Source organism: Anatilimnocola floriformis, assembly GCF_024256385.1.
Taxonomy (GTDB): Bacteria; Planctomycetota; Planctomycetia; order Pirellulales; family Pirellulaceae; genus Anatilimnocola; species Anatilimnocola floriformis.
Genome location: NZ_JAMLFW010000002.1, coordinates 1,742,764 through 1,761,490, shown reverse-complemented (window position 1 = coordinate 1,761,490; position 18,727 = coordinate 1,742,764). Strand labels below are relative to the sequence as shown.

Sequence of the window (18,727 nt, the reverse complement as noted above, 5' to 3'; positions counted from 1 at the left end):
GTTGCACTAGTTCGATTATACCTCGTCAGCGGAGCCCGGGATTGCTGCCGCGAAGCCATTCCAACATATGGACAGTGCGGGTCAGCTGAGCGGATCTGGTTGGGTCGTGATCGAGACTGGAACTCAAGTTGCGGAGGGCCCGCAACAGCATCTCGCGATTGGTATCAGTTGGTTCGATTGCATCGAGAGCGTGACCGGGAAAAATCATCGGGCGATCTTCGCGTGTAACCAGCCTGCCCTCTTCGAATGGAAGGAAATAAATATCATCACCAGGAAAACCTTTCGGCGCCTGACCGCCATCGTATTTTACGAGATATCGGCCCGTGGCCGGCACGCCGACAATCGGAATCTCGACACGCCGCGCAACGAGCACTACCAGCCGCGACAACGTGATTGGCAGCCCTTTGCGAGTGACCAGCACACGCTCGAGTGAGCAGTTGTCCGGATTGCTGTAGTCCTCTTTGTTGCCACCGAATTTCAGATCTTCAAAGATCACCTTGCGCAAAGCAGCCACGCCGACCTGCGGATCGACATCGGCGGCTTTAAAATCCTTGCCCAGTTTTTCCGTCAGATGATCCCGAACCTTGGCTGCGATTTCGTCGAGCTGCCGCGCGATGTCTTCTTTCCGCACCTTCGGATTGAGAATCTGCGCGATGTAGACCATGCCCAGCTCATCATCGAGTTTGTCATCGGGAAGCGCGCAAAACTTTTCAACCGGATCGATCAAGATGACGCCGAGAATGGCTGTCGCCCGCATTCGCACTTCGGGGCTGTTGCTCTTGCTGGCTTCTTCGAGGAACGGCGCGGACCGTTCATCCATCTGCTTTAGTCGTAGCGATGCGCGCTCGCGCAGTGCGAACGATTCATGGTCAAGCTCGCGGATCAGCTGTTTGATTTCGGCAATCGCGGTCGGAGAAAGTGGTTCGGCCGGCGGTTGTGCCAGAGCAAAAGCTACCGCCATCAGCAACGGCATGAAAAAGAAGATTCGCAATGGATGCGCCGAGTAACGACGGAAGTTTTGCGCCATCGGTTCCTCGCAACGAAAGATCGGCCTCAACGGTTACGGACGCTACTGACGAAACGCTGGGTAGCACCAAATGCTGTGGTCGGTGTCAGGATCCCCGAGCGAATCGCAAATCAATTTTAACTCTTTGGCCCCTTCTGAAATTTCCACCAGCACGGGCGAGATCGGCCTTTCTCTGCTGGAAAACATTTCTCGGCCGTCCACCTTGACGATGAACTTCACATGGTTGCTGTACACGCAATAAGCGACAGCGGTGAAATATTTGGTTTTGGGAGGAATGGCAAAGGTTATCTCGGAGGGAGCATGAGCGTAGAGAAACTCGCGACACTGAGCGCCACCCACCAGCGGCCACTTTTCCATGTTGGCTCCACCCAGCTGGTTTACTAGCAGGGGGCGGATTGAACTGCCGGATAGCGATTTCAAAGTCGTCAGCGATGTCGCCTTGAGCCGCATGACACTCGCCGGTATGGGCTTGAGGATCGGCGCGTCGCGACCGAGTTCCGCAGTGCCGCTAACGGGCCGAAGCTGGCAAGAGGTAATCGTGGCGCTCGAGTCCGAACCTGCAAAGCCAGGCTGCGCATCTGTTCCGAGGTAGTAGTCCTTAAAATCCCCAACGGCGGAAAGGGGACCTTCGTGATCCAAAATGGTTGCCCCATTGAGCAAAAACTTCACCGCGACTCGATCATCCTTGAGACGAACACTGACTTCGTAACGATAGGCTTGCTTGGGCTTGAGCAGCTTCTTGGTCACCGTCCCGCGTTGTTGCAGACCTGCGAAGAAACAGACATCCGACTTCGCAAAGCCGTCGACGATCAGCGTGACATTCTTTTTGCCCACGGGAAACAGCAAATTCAGGTCGCGGCCTTCTGCACCGGTGGTCAATTCCACGGCCAGATCGTAGCTGCAATCGGTAAGGAGCACCGGAAACCGAATGCGCGACCAGGGCGATGAGTCCATCGAGATCGAGTTGCGCGGCCCCTTGGCGAAAAAACCTCGGACCAGTTCCTGATCGAGATCGACTGACGGCAGAAGTTCCGTCCATTGGTTGAGGGGCAAAGGCTTCCTCGCCGTCACGTCGCTACCGAGAGGCGGCGCTGTAACTTTCGTTTCACCCAGCGCCTTGGCTTTTTCTTCGGCTGCCGCCCGCGCGATGCCGACGAGCGAAGTGTCAGCCAGCGCTTCTCGATAGAGATGTCGGGCGAGTTCCTTGCTTGGGGCGTTTTTCTCCTTTCCTAATGCGGACCAGCGGTCGGCGAGCCCGACTCGCTCGGCAGCGGTTTTTGCTTCGAGGCTCTCAGCCGCCAGCTTTTTCCATTCAGCGTCACTGCCCAGCGCGACATAAGTCAGGCTCTCGCGCCAGTTGCCACGGCTGAGCAAATACATGCCATAGGCCTGATTGGCAGCCGGATCGAGCGGTTGCTTCGCCAGCGTCTGCTGCGCTTGCAATGCTCCTTCCGCCAGCGTCAATCGCTCGCGAGCCGTGGCAATTGCCTCGACAAGATCCTTTCGACTTTTCACTGTGGGAGTTTTCACGACCAAGGCATCGAGATGATTCAGCACGAGTTTTCCGGCGGCAGCGCGATCGCCGTCGATCGCTTGCTCCGCCAGAGGTAACAAAAACTGAATAGAACTGGTGCTCTCGGCCACGGAACGGCAAAGCTTGGCATCGGATTCAAGCAGCAGGGGAAGACCCTCCAAGTCGTTGGCGGTCAGTGCGTCCTTCTGCAGCGCACGAACAAGTGCGAATAATGCATCCCGCTCGGCAGCCGTCAATTTGGCGCCGTTCGCTTCGGCAACCGCAGTCAGCAGCTTCCCTTTCGCGAGCCGCGCCGCCGCGGGAGTGAGCAAAGCGCTCGGATGATTTTGCAACTCATCGATCGCCGGCAGCGCGGTCTTATAATCATTGCCTGCAGTGGCCAGACGAACCACTTCCTGCCAGGTCGCGAGGAGTGAGGGGGCATGCTCTCGGATGGCCGCACTCGACTTCGCTTCGGCCGCGAGCACGGCCGCCAGCTTGGGCCCATTCACCGGCAGCGATTCCGGATTCGTCGCGAGAAAGTCGTAATACTTCTTAAATTTGGGATGCTCGGGCAAACTACTTCGAGCGGCGGCTACTTCGGCATTCAATTTGTCCGCGTCTTGCGCAACAGCGAGCTGCGCGCAGGCCAAGCATACGCTCAGGAAGAGTAAGCGCGTCATGAGAATTCTGCCTAAATCTGGCGGCGAAATCAGCGAGGCTTCGCGGTCATCACCGCAATAGTGATGACCAACAAATTACGAGGAAAATCGCTCTACAGAATATCGGCATCCGGCAGCACTGGCAAACGTCCCTGATGTCTTAGGCTGGCTCCTTCCGCAACTGCTCGCGTACCTCCATCAGAATCTGGCCCAGTTTGTTCTTACCGCTGCCACCGCCGTCGCCCCAGTAGTCGTCGTTGGTGGTGTGCTCGATGATCTTGGCGTCGCCGGTGCTGAGCAGCAACTCGCGCAGGTCCGCATGCTGCGTAAACTTGGCGAGGACTGCTTCGCGCATGACTGCCACCTTCACCGATTCCCAGTCCCGCCGCAGAGGCCGTTTGCGGTCACGGCCCATGCGGGCGGCGAGCATCGGGCTGTTGGCTTTGCGGACTTCGTCTTCGTCGGGCTCGCCGGCAAATTTCTGCGCTTGAAAATAATGTTCCGACGTCGGCCAGCTCTTCCCCTTGAGCTGGATTGGATAACCCGCGAAGTTAGAAAACTCGCCGAACTCATCGGCAGTAGAATAAAACCTGATTGCATCGGTCATCTGTATTTCCCTCGCCTCACGCCCCTGCACCTCGCCCCTTCCTCCTCATGCACGACCATAACCGACGCGTTTGGGACGAAATGGTTCGCGACCGCCAGCGATTTACCAGGCCCGCGCGCGACGAGGATTTTGTCGATCCGCTGAAGACGATCGACGGCCTGGGTTGGCTCGGCGCGAGCATTCACGGCCAGCGCGTTTTATGCCTCGCTGCCGGCGGCGGCAAGCATGGCCCGCTGTACGCTGCGGCAGGCGCAGCTGTCACCGTCGTCGACATCAGCCCGGGTATGCTCGAACTCGATCGCGAGGTCGCCAAGGAACGGCGACTGGAGCTGCAAACCGTCGAAGCCTCGATGGATGATCTCACCTGTTTTGCCGCCGGCACCTTCGACCTGGTCGTGCAACCGGTTAGCACTTGTTACGTACCGCAGATTGGCCCCGTTTATCGCGAGGTCTCCCGCATTACCAAACCCGGTGGGCTCTACATCAGCCAGCACAAAACGCCGCAAAGCCTGCAGTGCGATGCCACCGCCGCGGCGAAAGGATACGAACTGACCGAGCCCTATTATCGCACCGGCCCGCTGCCGCCGGTCGTCGGCAGCCGTCATCGCGAAGAAGGAACGCTCGAATACTTGCACCGCTGGGAAGAAATTCTCGGCTTGCTCTGCCGGGCGGGTTTCGTGCTGGAAGATCTCGTCGAGCCAGCGCACGCCAAAGCCGACGCAGCGCCTGGCTCGTGGGAACATCGCAGTCAATTCGTCGCTCCCTACGTTCGCCTCAAAGCCCGTCGTGTAGGAGGAGCGACTTCTTCTGCTACCACATCGAAACTTTGGCTTCCTTCTTAAGCAGTAGGAATCGCCGGGAATAAGTTGGCCCGGGCGGTGCGAAACTACGGGTACACAATTGCTTCTGCGAGCTTCAGACTCGCCGCAGCCAGATTTTCATTTGCTCATTTCTTGCCGACGTTGCTTCCGCGCGCCGCGGCTGGTTCAGCCGGCGGTCTCGATGGGTGCGTCCCGAATGGACGCCAACGCTCAACTCGTTTCAGGGTGACGCCTATGGTCCGCGCATTTGGCCTGGTTACGTTCTTGTTCGCCGCGATCGCGATCGTCGGTTGTCAATCGAAACCTGCTCCGCCAGCAACGACAGCACCACCGGCAGAGTCAACTCCGGTCGCTGGTCTTAGCCCGAATTCCGAGCCGGAGATCACGTTCTTCGAACCATCAGAAACGCCCCTCGATCCGAACGAACTGACCGTCGAAACGCTAGAGCTAACGGAAGCACCTGGGATGGCAGCGGAGCTTCATGATGAAACGGCGACTACCGAGTGGTCAAGCGCCGGCGGAAAAATCGGCGTGGGCTTAGGCGCCCGCGGCAGCGGCATGCGAGAAGCCATCAGAGGCTACGGCGGTTCGAAATCCTACAGCGCAGACCTTCGCGCGCGAGATTACACAAACGGCGACAAGTTCGCCAACTTCGGCGACAACGAATTTCATGCGGTTAAAAAGTCGCCGCTGTCGACGTTTTCGGTCGACGTCGATACGGCCAGCTATACCAAGGCGCGAAGCATGTTGCTCGAACGTCGTCAGCTGCCGCTCGTCGATGCAGTGCGAATTGAGGAGCTGATCAACTACTTCGACTACAGCTATGCGGGGCCGAAGGATGAGCATCCGTTCGCGGTGCATCTCGAAACAGCAGCTTGCCCCTGGGAGCCGAAGCATCGCCTCGTTCGCTGCGCATTGCAGGGGAGGCCGCTGGAGGGAAAACGGCCGCCTGCCAATCTCGTGTTCTTGATCGACGTTTCTGGTTCGATGGATCAAGCCAATAAGTTGCCACTGGTACAGCGAGCGCTCGGCATGCTCGTCGGCCAACTCAGCGAGACGGATAAGGTTTCGATCGTCGTCTATGCCGGCTCGTCTGGCTGCGTGCTGCCTGCGACACCGGGCAATGAGCGGGCCAAGATCCTCACAGCCGTACAAGAGCTGCGGGCCTCGGGTGGAACCAATGGCGGCCAGGGAATTCAAAATGCCTATCAGTTGGCTCAAGAGAACTTTGTGAAGGGCGGGACCAATCGAGTGATCTTGTGCACTGATGGCGACTTCAACGTCGGCGTGACGAACACGCAAGAACTCGTCGATCTCGCCGTGAAGGAGTCGCAGGGGGGCGTCTTTCTCAGCGTTCTCGGATTTGGAACCGGCAATTTGAATGATGTGCTTCTCAAACAATTGTCGACCAAAGCCAACGGCAACTATGAGTTCATCGACTCCGACCTGGAAGCTCGCAAGGTGTTCGTGCAACAAGCGGCAGGCACTCTGGTGACGATCGCCAAGGATGTGAAGATTCAAGTCGAGTTCAATCCGGCGCAGGTCGCGGCCTATCGCTTGATCGGTTACGAGAATCGCCAGCTCGCCCACCGCGACTTTAACAATGACAAAAAAGACGCCGGCGACATCGGCGCAGGACATCGCGTCACGGCGTTCTACGAAATCGTACCGACCGGGGTCGATAGCGAATTTACTTCGCCGGAGATCGACGATCTGAAATATCAGGCCGAAGTCGAACGTGCCGAACCCGCCCAAAAACTGGAGCTCACCCCCGCAGCCAAAAGCGGTGAGCTCCTCACTTTGAAACTCCGCTACCAACCGCCGGCCGGCGGCAAGAGCACGCTGCTGTCGTTCCCCGTCAAAGACAATGGCCAAGGCTTTAGCAAAGCTTCTTCCGATTTTCAGTTTGCTGCCGCAGTGGCATCCTTCGGCATGCTACTGCGAGATTCGAAATTCAAAGGCAACAGTAATTACGGCGCCGTGATCGAGATCGCGTCGGCTTGCACAGGAGAAGACAAGCAAGGTCAGCGGAATGAGTTCTTGCAAATGGTGACGGCGGCTCAGGCTTTATCGCGCCCGTAGGAAAGCTCGGCGCCATCACAGTTGAGTTGCTGTAACTTGGGCGCTAGACTCTGGCTACCGCCCTGACATCGCCCCCCTTTCGTACCCCTGGAATATAACAAGTTGCGAAGACTCTGAGTTTCGACGCAAACCTTTACTATGTAATGCTTAGCAACGATAGTACAGAGCAATATCACGCCCTAATTATCGCACTTTATTGCCACTAATTCGGGTAGTTTATAGTGAGCGCAAAACGACCCAAAAACTACGGCGGCGAACTATCACGCGACATTGCGTGAACCCGCAGGTACATTGTGAGACGGAATTGAACTCGCTGCAGCCTTCCTCAACCGCTCTCCAGGTGCTGGATGTTGTTTTCCTGGTCACTTCGCTCGCGCCGTGCGTTCACGCTCGTTGAACTGCTCGTGGTGATTGCCATCATTGGCGTCTTGGTCGCGCTGTTGTTGCCCGCCGTGCAAGCCGCCCGCGAAGCAGCGCGGCGGACGCAATGCGCCAATCATTTGAAGCAACTCGGGCTCGGCGCGCATTTGCATGTCGACACGGTTGGGGCCTTTCCGCATGGGGGCTGGGGATTTCAATGCATTGGCGTACCTGGCAAGGGACTTGGACCGGGGCAACCGGGGGGCTGGATGTATAGCTTGCTGCCGTTCATCGAGCAGAAGAATTTGTTCGACAACACCGATCCGCTGTTTGTCGTGCAGCAGTCGTTCACCGTGATGAATTGTCCCAGCCGACGACCGGCGAAGGCATATGTAGCAGGGCCGTCGATGTGGATGCCGTACTTGGCCAGCACCGCGCCGAAGGTGGCCCGCGGCGACTATGCGATGAACGCCGGCACGGTAGTCTTGGACAATAGTGGTCCGGCCGATCCCAATACGCCGCCGGCGAAAGTCGATTCCGATGGCATGGCAGGTCGCGCGACGTGGTATGCGATGCGCGAGGTAAGCGACGGTTTGACGAACACGTATCTCTTCGGCGAGAAGTACGTCAACCCCGACAACTACACGAATGCCCTCGATCAGGGCGACAACGAAAACGCCTATATCGGCGGCGACCGCGACACCCTCCGCAACGAAATCAAGCCTAGCCGAGATCGCAAAGGGAGCGACAACAGCTACGCCTTCGGCAGCAACCATCCGGGCGGATTTTCGATGGTCTTTTGCGACGGCAGCGTGCGACACATTCCATTCAGCATCGACACGATCGTGCACAAACAGACGCTGCTGCGCGATGATGGAAATACGCCTCAGTAAGAACGGCCCATGTTTGGACTCGCACCCGATTACACTCCGTTGCTCGCAGCGCTGGCCGGGCTGATTGTCTGGTATCGCTGCTTTTGGCGCGAGGGCAAGTTTTCGCTGCTATCGCTGTTGGTGTTGATCACGGCAACTGCCGTATGGATCGGTTTCTTATTTCCCCGGCAGTTCGGATTCTGGATGTGAGCACAAATGTACCTACCGGGCACATCTATTGCCGATTGGCATGGAGTGCATATAACGCGACCGTGCTGCAAATACTCAACGATGTGCGATTGCGAGTTCGATCACTAGAAAAATGTAAGACGCCTGATGACGGCCTGCTCGGAGCATTGTTGCCGTTCCGTATATTGCTGGCGAATGCACCCGTCGATGTTAGTGGCTGCCTGGCAAAGGCTGAAGTGGAGTTTTGGAAGAAAGAGTTCCTAGGCTGGTTTGAGCGAACAAAATCTAAGTTCCCAGAGAACATTGATTCTCAGGTTGTTCTCACTTGTGCGTTGTCAGAGTTCGAAGCACTGCGTGAAATAGCAGTAGATATCCCAGACTTTCTGTGGCAATCGAACGCGATCAAGGGAATGCGCATATTGGAAAAGCAGCGAGGCACATAGCTGACGAACCGCTCCATGAAGGTGTGCGATTTTGGGGCGCGCTGGGTGGTGAATTTTGGCGTGATCTGCTGCGCTGCGATTACCGTGCTAGCCGTATGAGTAATCACTCGGAACCGGCCCACGACGCAAGTCACGAAGTGGCTTGCCTACGGTAGAATGGTGTGATGGCCACTCCCAATCAATCGCTGCTTAATGTCTACGTCGAGGTTCTCGGCCTATGACCGCAGCCGCGCATCCTGCGCCTGAACGCGCGATTCGCAAGCTTTCGATCACCGCGCCGCGCAAAGAAGAGGACCGGGAACCCGACAAGCGGCCGCTCGATCTTGGGTTGATCCGCCGGCTGATCGGTTACATGCAGCCGTACGCGCTGAAGCGGAATATTCTCTTCGTCTGCGTCGTGCTGCGAGCGATTCAGTTGCCGCTGGTTGCCTGGACCATCGGCGAGGTCATCTCCGGGCCGATCACGCATCACGACGACTATGCTCAGCCCGTGCGGGCGATTTTGCTCGGTGCCCTGGGACTGGCCGTGCTCGCGCTCACCACACAGATTGTCTTTCACTTTCGGCAGCGATTTGCGCTCGAACTGGGCGAAGCGGTCATTCACGATTTGCGCCGCGAGATCTTCACGCATCTGCAACAGATGCCGATGAGCTTTTACAACAAGACGAAGATCGGCCGCATCATCAGCCGCGTGACGGGCGACTGCGAAGCGCTCCGCGTCGGTGTGCAGGACGTGCTGTTCGTCAGCCTGGTCGGCATTTTTCAGATGATCGTGGCTGGCACGTTCATGCTGTATTACGACTGGGCGTTGTTCAGCGTCGTGCTGTTGATGAGCCCGATTCTGTGGATCCTGAATCGAGCCTTTCGCAAAAAGTTAAGCGTGGCTTATCGCGTGGTGCAGGAAAGCTTCAGCCGCCTGACCGCGACGCTGGCCGAGTCGATCAATGGCGTGCGGGTGACGCAGGGCTATGTGCGGCAGGATGTGAACGCCGATCTGTTTCGCGAGCTGCTCGATTGGCACGGCATGAACGTGGTGAAAGCCGTCCGCCGCGAAGGGCTGCTCGTGCCGCTGCTGGAACTCAACAGCCAGATTTTCATTGTCGCCCTACTGCTGATCGGCGGCTATCGCGTGCTGTATATGGACATGCCGTCCGATGTGCTGATCCGGTTCTTTTTTCTCGCGAACATTTTCTTCAGCCCGATTCAAATCCTCGGCAATCAATACAATCAGGCCCTCACTGCCATGGCGGGCGCGGAGCGAGTCTTTGCCTTGCTCGATCGCGAACCGGAATGGACCGATGTGGCGGACGCCGAAACGTTGCCGCCGGTTGTCGGGCATGTCGAGCTGCGCAATGTGACATTTGGCTACGACGCCGAGCGGCCGGTGCTGCACGAGATTTCGCTCACCGCGCAGCCCGGCGAAACCATCGCACTCGTCGGCCGCACCGGCAGCGGCAAGAGCTCGATCATCAATCTCATCGCGCGGTTCTATCTGCCGCAGCAGGGACTCGTGCTGATCGATGGCCATGACACGCGGCGCGTCACCGGCGATTCGCTCCATCATCAAATGGGCCTGGTGCTGCAGCAGAACTTTCTCTTCAGCGGCACGGTGAAAGAAAACATCCGCGTCGGCCGGCCGACCGCGACCGACGAAGATGTGGTGCTTGCCTGCGTGCAACTCGACTGCCTCGACACGCTCGCCGCATTGCCCGAAGGCCTCGAAACCCAAGTCGGCGAGCGCGGCGCGCAGCTGTCGCTCGGCCAGCGACAGCTCGTCTGTTTCTGCCGAGCACTCCTCGCCAACCCGCGCATCCTCATCCTCGACGAAGCGACCAGCAGCGTCGACACGCTCACCGAACTGCGCATTCAAACGGCCCTCGCCAAACTACTCGCGGGCCGAACGAGCTTCGTCGTCGCGCACCGCCTCAGCACCATTCGCAAAGCCGACCAGGTTTTAGTTCTGGAAGACGGCAGAATCATCGAGCGCGGCAATCACTTGGAACTAACCGAACAAAACGGTGTATATGCAGGAATGGTCCGGCAGTTCTCGCAAGGCTGATCGGCACGACCGTAGGACGGACCATTGGTCCGTCTAGAGAGCGGATACCAAGCCTCTACTGCGAGTTCGCTCGCGGAATTTGCTGCACTCGTAGTTCTTGGTCGGACCAACGGTCCGGCCTGCCGGAAGGCGCATCCTTTTCATCGCTTTCGTGACATGCCATTGGTTAGAATTAAGCTACTTGGAGCAACGCATGTCGATCGCTTATCCCACTGCCGAAACATTGCCGCTGGTCGTGCCTTACCGGCCTGCGCGATTGTCGGTGGCTGACTACCATCGCTTGATTTCGGGCGGCCATCTCGCGCAAAGCAACCGCATCGAATTGCTGAGAGGAGTGCTGGTTGAGAAGATGACTCACAATCCGCTGCATGCTGCGCTCATCGGGATTCTGCAGAAGTTGATCGACGGCGTTCTGCCCGCAGGATTTTGCACGCGGACTCAGTTGCCTATCACGCTGCGCGACAGTGAGCCCGAACCTGATCTAGCAATCGCCCGCGGCGAACTCGCTGAATATTTAATGCGGCATCCGGGCCCGGATGATACGCAGCTAGTCGTCGAGATTTCGGCGAGCAGCCTCGTCACCGATCGCTACAAAGCCGAAATCTACGCCGAGGCCGGCATTCCTTGGTACTGGATTGTGAATCTCACTGCGCGGCGAGTCGAAGTTTATTCGCAACCGGCAGCGACGCCGGAAGGCATTCGCTATGGCGAGCCGCGGATTTATCAGCCGGGTGAAATGATTCCGGTGATCGTCGCTGATCAACAAGTGGGAAGCATCGCGGCAGAGAAGTTGCTGCCGGTGGTTACTGGATGAAGACTGCGCTCAAGTACCTGCTGATTGCGGCCACATGGTTGGCGACGGCTTGGGTTGCGTACGGCGTGGTGATGGCGAATTGCGAACCTGAATGGACGGGCTTGGGGGGGAATCTCAGTTTTGTCGCAGCCGATTATTCACAAGGCTGGCCATTGCCATGCCGAGAATACTCGGAATTACACGATTTCGCCGCTCGCACAAGGAAGATAACAAGGGACCGGTGGCGCCTATTGCCGGCAATCGCCAATGTCAGTTTCGCAGCGCTGATAGTTGGAGCAACGGTTGCTGGTGGAATTCGCTGGCAGCGCTGCGGCAGTTTTCAATTCACGCTGCGCGGATTGTTTGTGTTGCTGACGATTACGGCGGGGCTGCTCGCGCTTTACGAGCGATCGCAATTCTGGCTGTTATCCTGGAATCTGATTGCGCCGCTGATGTTGGGACTTGCGGCTGTGATGCATTGGATTTGCTGGGGCGTGTTAGAGGGCGCCGGACTCATCGCGCGAAGTCGAAAGATTGCTCCCGCTTCAGCCCCTCACCCCAACCCTCTCCCCTGAGTACAGGGGCGAGGGAGCTTTTTAGTTAGGGCAGCACCACCGGCATCGGCCGGTCGTTGCTGCGGCCGAGGACGGCGTCGTTGAAGTCGATGCCGGCGGCGACTTCGCCCAGGCGGTTGTGGAACGGATCGTCGAGCGCCGTTTCTTCGGCGGGGTTGCTCATCTTGATGAAACGGACCTGGCCGTCTTCAAAAAGCATGTTTTGGCCCATTCGGTCGTGGTTGGTGCTCACGCGGCCCGGTTGTGAATCGTGCGGGGCATCGGCGAGCAGCGGGTAGCTCGTGCGGCGGCCGTTGCGAGGCGGCTGGAGCGTTTCGTCTTGTTGATAGCCCAGGCTGTAACCGTAACCGCCACCCATGGTGCGGTGATACATCTCGAGTTGTTCGTCGGGGGCCGCGTCGAGTTGCTCGAGCGTGGGAATCGGTTTGCCAGCGAGGCTGGCGACGAGTTGTGGATTGCCGGGGCAGAAGAATGTGCGTTGGTTCTCGATCAGTTTGTTCGAGAGGAGCGTGGGAGCATACACGCCGGCGACGCTGCGCGGACCGTTAGCGAGGACGGCGGGGAAAGAGCCATCGGGCTGCAGGTCGCTGTAGTTTTGCAGAGCAAGGCCGAGCTGGCGGAGTTGATTCTGGCAGCCGGTGATCTTGGCTTGCAGTTGCGAAGTGAACAGCAGCGGCAAGCAAAGAGCAGCGCCCGTGAGAATCACCGAGCAAGCAATGGCCAGGTCGAGCTTACGCAGGGTGCGACCTTGCGCTTCGAGCCGAGAGACAGGAGAGAGTTTGACTTTGGTGAGAACTTTGTCCGCGTTCTTATCGGCGGCGTCAGCTGGTCGTGCGGTTTCTTCGGCGGCTTGAATCGCATCGGCAGTCACGGCCCGCAGCACGACGGTTTCGGCTTGGTAGGCGGCGATTTGATCTTCGACAAATTCGCAAGTGCGGGACGCGAGGCAGAGAGGTGGTTCTTCTTGAGTGGGTTCATCGAGCAGGCCGACGGTATCGAGCGATGAGCGGATCTTTTCAAATTCCGCAGCCGCGACCGGGCACTCGGCGAGAGCCCTTTCGATTTCGATGCATTCCTTGCTGTCTAGTGCTCCGAGCAGATAGCCGAGCAATTGCTCGTGAGAAAGTCGGGTCATGTTTCGTCGGCTTTGACAGCTGCGAGTGGTTCGCCCGGAAAGAGTTCGTTCCAGGCTTCGGTTAGTTTGTTCACGGCGGCGTGGACGCGGCTTTTGACGGTGCCGACTGGCACATTCAATACTTCCGCGGCTTCGCGATACTTCAGGTCTTGGAAGTACACCAGCTCGATGGCTTCGCGAAAGCCAACGGGCATGGCCGCGATGGTTTCGCTGAGCCAGCGGCCCCGTTCCTCAGCCGTAAACTGCACGGCTGGGTTCGGTTCGCTGCTGGCGAGCAGGTCGAGCAACTTGCCATCGGCGTTGTCACCATCGGCGGCGGTTTGCCGGTCGAGGCTGAGCATGCGGTGCCGCCGGTTGCGGCGCTGCAGGTCGATGGCCTGGTGAGTTGCCAGGGTATACAGCCAGGGTCGAAAGGCCCGTCCGGCTTCGAACTGATCGCGCTTCAGATGGACTTGCAGGAAGGTCGCCTGAAAGGCATCGTCGGCTTGATCGGCATCTCCGAGGTATCGCCGCAGGTAGTTGAACAGGTCCCGCTCGTAGCGGTGTACCAGTTCGGCGAACCATTCGCGGCGATCGTGTTCCGAGTTCGATTCGTCGCAATAACCAAGGAGCAGTTGCTCGTCAGTCATGGTGGCGATGGTCGATTCGGTGGAAGTTTCGAAGTTGGTCAGGGTGGCTTTCATGATGATCTACGAACCAGAGGAGACGAGAGTTCGTTGTGCGCCGCAGTTTTTGACTGCTTTCACCCACGCTGTCAGCGATATTACTGTCGCTGTCAGCGTCCTTACTAACTTTAGCAAACCGGCGGAGAAAGGACATCCTTTTCCTTGTTTGCTGAGAGGGCGAGGCTCCTGCCGAGCCGAATGCGGGGGAAAACCGCGGCTCGGCGGGAGCCTCGCCCTCCCGAACACAGCAGATTAAACTGCCATGCGGGCGAGTTACAGTCACGGCACGCACTTAAAGCATTCGCTATGCCAGAACCAATGAAATCGCCCTTACAACCCTACCTGTGGGCCGCCCCAGGCGACGTTAACGCCTTTTTTGGCTTGATGTTAGATAACGTCGCACAATTGCTCTTGACGGTCGCGACGCTTTCGGCGGTCTTTGCATTTCCTACAAATTTTGCCCTGCGTTACATGGTCCCTGGCACCGCTATCGGCGTGCTAGTAGGTGACCTACTCTTCTTTTGGCTAGCATTTCGGCTCGCCCGACAAACGGGAAACCGCACGGTCACCGCCATGCCGTTGGGACTCGATACGCCCAGCGTATTCGGAATTGTCTTCTTCGTCCTCGGACCCGCATTCACCGCCGCCAAGGCCGCGGGGCTCGATGAACACGCCGCCGCGATGCGCACCTGGCACATTGGCATTTGCGCGCTGTTCATCAGCGGGATTTTCAAGTTTCTGTGCGCGCTGATCTCCAATCAAATTCGCCGGTTGATTCCGCGGGCGGGGCTGCTTGGTTCGCTCGCCGCGATCGCGCTGGTGCTCATCAGCTTCTTGCCGCTGCTCGATGCCTTGACCGCGCCGATGGTGGGACTGGTGGCGCTGGCCATCATTCTGCTCACGCTCATCGCGCGAGTGCCGTTGCCGTTCAAAATGCCCGGCGCCCTGGGCGCCTTGCTGGTGGCTGGCACTCTTCACTACGTCACGAAATGGCTGACTGGTTCGGGGGTTTTGCCGGAGATCTTTTATGTTCAGCCGCACGAACTGCTGACAGCCGAACAGGCCAGCGCGGCCCTCTTTCCCACCGAGTGGCTGACGGTCTTCCGATTTGAATGGCTGGGCGCGCTGCAGGAAACGTTGCAATATCTGCCCGTCGTGATTCCCTTCGCGCTCGGCACGATCGTGGGCGGCATCGATTGCACTGAAAGCGCCGCAGCCGCCGGCGATGAATACGACACGGCCACTGTCATCGGCGTGGAATCGGGCGCAACGCTCATCGCCGCTCTCTGCGGCGGTGTGATTCAAACGACACCATACATCGGCCATCCGGCCTACAAAGCGATGGGCGGTCGCGCGGCCTATACGCTGGCCACGGCCATCTTCATCGGCAGCGCGGGACTAATTGGTTACTTCGCCTTTTTATATCTCTACATTCCACGGCCAACGGTCTTTCCGATTCTCGTCTTCATCGGCCTCGAGATTTCGTCGCAGAGTTTTCTCGCCACGCCGAAGCGACACTATCCTGCTGTGGCCATCGCTTGCGTACCGGCGCTCGCGCTGTTGGCCTCGATGTTCGCCGGTAAAGTGCAGGGCGCACTCTTCGGGCCGCTCGGTTTCATGGAAGTGACCAATGCGATCGCCGCCAATCACGAATTGAAAGTCACGCTCGATACCGTGCGAATTCTTTCGAACGGCTTCATCGTGACCAGCGTCATTTGGGCCTCGGCGCTGGCCGCTGCCATCGATCGGCAACTGTTCCGCAGTAGTGCGTTCTTCGCCATCGCCGCACTCCTGACCCTCTTCGGCGTGATGCATTCGCCGATGGCCAGCGGCGAAATGTTCTGGCCCTGGAACCTCACCGGTGAACCGCTGAAGTACGTCACGCAATACGCCTCTGGCTATGCCCTGGTCGCGATCCTCCTCGCCGCCTGGGGCGGACATTTGCAGTTTCACGGGTATGATCTCAAACCGCTTGAAGAACACCACTAGGAACAGTTCTGAGTTGGGGAGTTCTGAGACAGGACACGGAGCTACTCAACTTCAAACTCCTGTCTCAAAACTCAAAACTCAAAACTCAGAACTCAGAACTCAGAACTAAACGAACCACCCATGCCACTCGAACGCGTTCTCGAACCCGAAGTCATGGACACGCCCGAAGAGGCCTCGTCCTACAACGCGATGGATCACTCCACCGTAAACCGCGTTTTCGTCGATGATCTGCTGGCCTTCTTTGCCGACGTCGCGCCGCCGTTGTCGCGCAGCCGGTTGATGCCCGACGATGAAGAAGCTCAGACGCTCGATATTCTCGACCTTGGCACCGGCACCGCGCTGATCGTCATCGAACTCTGCAATCGCGTCGCCGAGTGCCGTGTGATGGCCGCCGATGCGGCGGCGTCGATGCTCGACTTGGCCCTCTACAACGTCGAAGTCAGTGGCCATCGCCACCGCATTCAGCTCGACCAGATCGATGCCAAAGGCCTGCATTACATCGACGGCCAATTCGGAGTGGTGATGAGCAATAGCTTGATCCACCACATCCCCGAACCGCTGGCGGCGCTGAAAGAAGCCGTCCGCGTAACGATGCCCGGCGGGTTGCTCTTCTTCCGCGACCTGCTGCGGCCCGACACGAAGGAGCAACTCGACGAACTCGTGCAAACGTACGCTGGCAGTGAAACGCCATTCTCGCGCGAGATGTTTGCCAACTCCCTCCACGCTGCATTATCGTTGGATGAAATTCGCGGTTTGGTTTCCTCCCTCGGTTTTGATCCGCACGCCGTGCAGCAGACGACCGATCGTCATTGGACCTGGCGGGGCGTGAAGGCATAGTTTGCTCAACTCGGAAGCAGCATGAATCGACCCCAAGATCCCAATTCCTTCTGGCAAGCCTTTTGGGAGCACGCGAAACGGCGGGCAGCTTTCAAAGCAATCATCCTCGGGGTAATGCTGATCGTTGTGGGAATTCCCGCGCTGTGCATCTGCAGCGGCGTGGCGCTAATTGGCTTCAGTCAGACGGTGCTCAGCCCCGAGTGGCGCGCCGAACTCGGCGAGTCGCTGGACAAGCTCAACCAAGAGAATGCCGAGAAGGCTGCGGTCGCCTCCATTCCGCAGGTCGTGGCCGCGAAATGCCGCGAAGTAGGTTTCGCCGATCTCACAATGCTCACCGAGCCCAATCGGACCGACAACGGCAATTACGAACTAATGGTGAAAGCCGACCGCACCACCAAACCCGGACTCCGCGACGGCCCCCTTTGCATTTTTACTGCCGTCGTGCGCTACAGCCCGCAAACCAGTCCGCAATGGACCGTCCTGAGACTCCACGATGATCAGGGCAGCAAACGGGAATTCTATCGCGATCCAAGTTACGTAGAGCCTGCCAAGTAGCCCGAGGCGTGAGCCGACGGAGAGCGGCGCGTGAACTCAAGATTCACCAACGTGCGGTAGCACAAGTGGAAGCGTACTGAACGTCGGCCTATCAAATCGATCGCTTTTTCTGCCTTCTGCCTTGTGCCTTCTCACTTCTGCATTTCCTCCGCCTTCTTCGTAAACAACACATCCTTGGCCATCGGTTGCCACGGTACTCCTGGACCTTCCCAGAATAACTTGAGCTCCATCTCGCCGACGCCTTGGTAGAACTCGACCTCGATCGGATGCAGGCCGACCGGCAGGCGGATGACGCCGCTCACGTCGCGGATCGCGTGGTTGCCGTCGTTGTCGGCGATTAGCTGCTTTGCGATGCGCAAGCGACTGCCGTCGTCGCTGCGGATGGCGAACGAGTAGAGCCCTTCCTCGGGGATCTTGATCAAGCCCTGATATTGAAACGCGTAGTTGAACTTCTTCTCTTCGCCGATGTTATCGACGACCTTTTCCTCGACCGGTTTGAGCGAGGCAAAGTCCGGCAGGCCGGACCATTGGCCCGCGTATTCTTTGCGGAGCAGACCGGGGACCACCTTCTCGTCGGCGATCGCTTCGGGCAGGACGAGCGGCTTGAGTTCGCACTTCAGCTCGAGCGTTTTTCCCTCGCGTTCGACCTGCAACTGCAACACATCGCCCGCCTTCTTCTGAATGAGCGACAAGGCCAGATCGATGGCTGATTGCAATGGCGCGCCGTTCAACTTCACGATCACATCGCCGCGCTGCAAACCCGCTTCGGCCGCTGGCGAACCTGCGGCTAAATCGCTGATGTGGCAGCGCGCTGACAGCGGATCAGCCTTCGCGCCGAACCAGAAGTTGTAACGATCCTCGGGCTTTAGCACTGCGGGCAGAATCACGCGCACGTGATCGGCGGCAATCGCAAAGCCGACGTTGTCGGCATTCTGCTTCTTCGACGAAACCACGCCAATCATCTCGCCGAGAGCGTTGATAAGCGGGCCGCCGGAATTGCCGCCGTTGATGGCAGCCGATGTTTGAATGACATCGGGCAGAATCGAATGCTCGGTCCGCGTCGACCGTGCGAGTCCGCTCACAATGCCCGTCGACGCGCTATGCGCGAGTTCGCCGGCATTGCCGATCACCAGCGTCGGTTCGCCAAGCATCAGGTCATGGCTGCGCCCGATCGGCAGCGCGGGCAACGGTCCTTCGGTCTGCAACTTCAGCACGGCAAGATCGGAATGCGGCATCGTGCAGATCGTTTGATACTTGAGCACGCGATTGCCAACGAACAGCGCCGGCCCTTCCTTCGCATTGCGAACAACGTGCGCGTTGGTCAGCACAAACCCCAGTGGCGAAATCACCGTGCCGCTACCGAAATGTACGGTTTGCGTCCCCGGCTTTTCACCGGGCGTGACGAGCGGCAACGAAACCACCGCAGGCAGGCATTTCTGGACCAGCTTGGTCGTTTCGGTGATTCGCGGATTGTCTTGCGCGAAGGAAGCGAGCGCACCGGAAAACAAAAACAGCAGAGCAACGAAACAGCGAAACATGGAGC

At 58.3% G+C, this 18,727-nt stretch carries 16 protein-coding genes and 1 pseudogene; 11 read left to right on the top strand and 6 right to left on the bottom strand.

Annotation, left to right across the window (positions count from 1 at the left end):
* Nucleotides 1–25 precede the first annotated feature (25 nt).
* From M9Q49_RS31570 to M9Q49_RS31560, 3 genes are all read right to left on the bottom strand, one after another.
* Entirely contained in the window at nucleotides 26–1,027 is a 1,002-nt protein-coding gene (locus tag M9Q49_RS31570; protein WP_254513302.1) for a transglutaminase-like domain-containing protein, read from the bottom strand.
* A 42-nt stretch (nucleotides 1,028–1,069) separates the two neighbouring features.
* Nucleotides 1,070–3,223 carry an NPCBM/NEW2 domain-containing protein gene (locus tag M9Q49_RS31565; RefSeq protein ID WP_254513301.1) on the bottom strand — a complete coding sequence of 718 codons (2,154 nt, stop codon included), beginning with the start codon at nucleotides 3,221–3,223 and terminating at the stop codon, nucleotides 1,070–1,072.
* A gap of 139 nt (nucleotides 3,224–3,362) precedes the next feature.
* Entirely contained in the window at nucleotides 3,363–3,809 is a 447-nt protein-coding gene (locus tag M9Q49_RS31560) for an NADAR family protein (protein ID WP_254513300.1), read from the bottom strand.
* A 47-nt stretch (nucleotides 3,810–3,856) separates the two neighbouring features.
* On the opposite strand from M9Q49_RS31560, the gene M9Q49_RS31555 reads away from it, so the two are divergent.
* From M9Q49_RS31555 to M9Q49_RS31520, 8 genes and pseudogenes are all read left to right on the top strand, one after another.
* Nucleotides 3,857–4,651: a class I SAM-dependent methyltransferase gene (locus M9Q49_RS31555; protein WP_254513299.1), complete on the top strand. Its 795-nt coding sequence runs from the start codon at nucleotides 3,857–3,859 to the stop codon at nucleotides 4,649–4,651.
* Nucleotides 4,652–4,864: 213 nt separating this feature from the next.
* Nucleotides 4,865–6,712 carry a vWA domain-containing protein gene (locus M9Q49_RS31550; protein WP_254513297.1) on the top strand — a complete coding sequence of 616 codons (1,848 nt, stop codon included), beginning with the start codon at nucleotides 4,865–4,867 and terminating at the stop codon, nucleotides 6,710–6,712.
* A 347-nt stretch (nucleotides 6,713–7,059) separates the two neighbouring features.
* Nucleotides 7,060–7,965 (top strand): DUF1559 domain-containing protein, encoded by a 906-nt coding sequence (locus M9Q49_RS31545; RefSeq protein WP_254513296.1) that lies wholly within the window; start codon nucleotides 7,060–7,062, stop codon nucleotides 7,963–7,965.
* Between the two features lie 9 nt (nucleotides 7,966–7,974).
* Nucleotides 7,975–8,154 carry a hypothetical protein gene (locus tag M9Q49_RS31540; RefSeq protein ID WP_254513294.1) on the top strand — a complete coding sequence of 60 codons (180 nt, stop codon included), beginning with the start codon at nucleotides 7,975–7,977 and terminating at the stop codon, nucleotides 8,152–8,154.
* Nucleotides 8,151–8,576 carry a hypothetical protein gene (locus M9Q49_RS31535; RefSeq protein ID WP_254513293.1) on the top strand — a complete coding sequence of 142 codons (426 nt, stop codon included), beginning with the start codon at nucleotides 8,151–8,153 and terminating at the stop codon, nucleotides 8,574–8,576. The genes M9Q49_RS31540 and M9Q49_RS31535 overlap by 4 nt, the downstream gene beginning before the upstream one ends.
* A 214-nt stretch (nucleotides 8,577–8,790) precedes the next feature.
* A pseudogene (locus tag M9Q49_RS31530) lies at nucleotides 8,791–10,635 on the top strand (ABC transporter ATP-binding protein); the annotation flags it as partial.
* Nucleotides 10,636–10,828: 193 nt separating this feature from the next.
* Nucleotides 10,829–11,449, top strand: a complete 621-nt coding sequence (locus M9Q49_RS31525) for a Uma2 family endonuclease (protein ID WP_254513291.1) — start codon at nucleotides 10,829–10,831, stop codon at nucleotides 11,447–11,449.
* The gene (locus M9Q49_RS31520) at nucleotides 11,446–12,003 is read left to right on the top strand and encodes a hypothetical protein (RefSeq protein ID WP_254513290.1); all 558 of its coding nucleotides are present in this window, start codon (nucleotides 11,446–11,448) and stop codon (nucleotides 12,001–12,003) included. The genes M9Q49_RS31525 and M9Q49_RS31520 overlap by 4 nt, the downstream gene beginning before the upstream one ends.
* Nucleotides 12,004–12,028: 25 nt before the next feature.
* Here M9Q49_RS31520 and M9Q49_RS31515 read toward each other — a convergent pair whose 3' ends face one another.
* Together M9Q49_RS31515 and M9Q49_RS31510 are read right to left on the bottom strand one after the other, a co-directional pair.
* Nucleotides 12,029–13,138 (bottom strand): anti-sigma factor family protein, encoded by a 1,110-nt coding sequence (locus M9Q49_RS31515; RefSeq protein WP_254513289.1) that lies wholly within the window; start codon nucleotides 13,136–13,138, stop codon nucleotides 12,029–12,031.
* Nucleotides 13,135–13,821: an RNA polymerase sigma factor gene (locus M9Q49_RS31510; protein WP_254513288.1), complete on the bottom strand. Its 687-nt coding sequence runs from the start codon at nucleotides 13,819–13,821 to the stop codon at nucleotides 13,135–13,137. The genes M9Q49_RS31515 and M9Q49_RS31510 overlap by 4 nt, the downstream gene beginning before the upstream one ends.
* A 300-nt stretch (nucleotides 13,822–14,121) precedes the next feature.
* On the opposite strand from M9Q49_RS31510, the gene M9Q49_RS31505 reads away from it, so the two are divergent.
* The 3 genes from M9Q49_RS31505 to M9Q49_RS31495 all read left to right on the top strand — a co-directional run bounded on the left by M9Q49_RS31505 (nucleotide 14,122) and on the right by M9Q49_RS31495 (nucleotide 17,184).
* On the top strand, nucleotides 14,122–15,792 hold the full coding sequence (locus M9Q49_RS31505; protein WP_254513287.1) for a permease: 1,671 nt from the start codon (nucleotides 14,122–14,124) through the stop codon (nucleotides 15,790–15,792).
* Between the two features lie 120 nt (nucleotides 15,793–15,912).
* Complete coding sequence (locus tag M9Q49_RS31500; RefSeq protein ID WP_254513286.1) at nucleotides 15,913–16,629, top strand: class I SAM-dependent methyltransferase; 717 nt, start codon at nucleotides 15,913–15,915, stop codon at nucleotides 16,627–16,629.
* Nucleotides 16,630–16,650: 21 nt separating this feature from the next.
* Nucleotides 16,651–17,184: a hypothetical protein gene (locus M9Q49_RS31495; protein WP_254513285.1), complete on the top strand. Its 534-nt coding sequence runs from the start codon at nucleotides 16,651–16,653 to the stop codon at nucleotides 17,182–17,184.
* Nucleotides 17,185–17,315: 131 nt separating this feature from the next.
* On the opposite strand, the gene M9Q49_RS31490 is transcribed toward M9Q49_RS31495, so the two are convergent.
* On the bottom strand, nucleotides 17,316–18,722 hold the full coding sequence (locus tag M9Q49_RS31490; RefSeq protein WP_254513284.1) for a trypsin-like peptidase domain-containing protein: 1,407 nt from the start codon (nucleotides 18,720–18,722) through the stop codon (nucleotides 17,316–17,318).
* Between the last annotated feature and the right edge of the window lie 5 nt (nucleotides 18,723–18,727).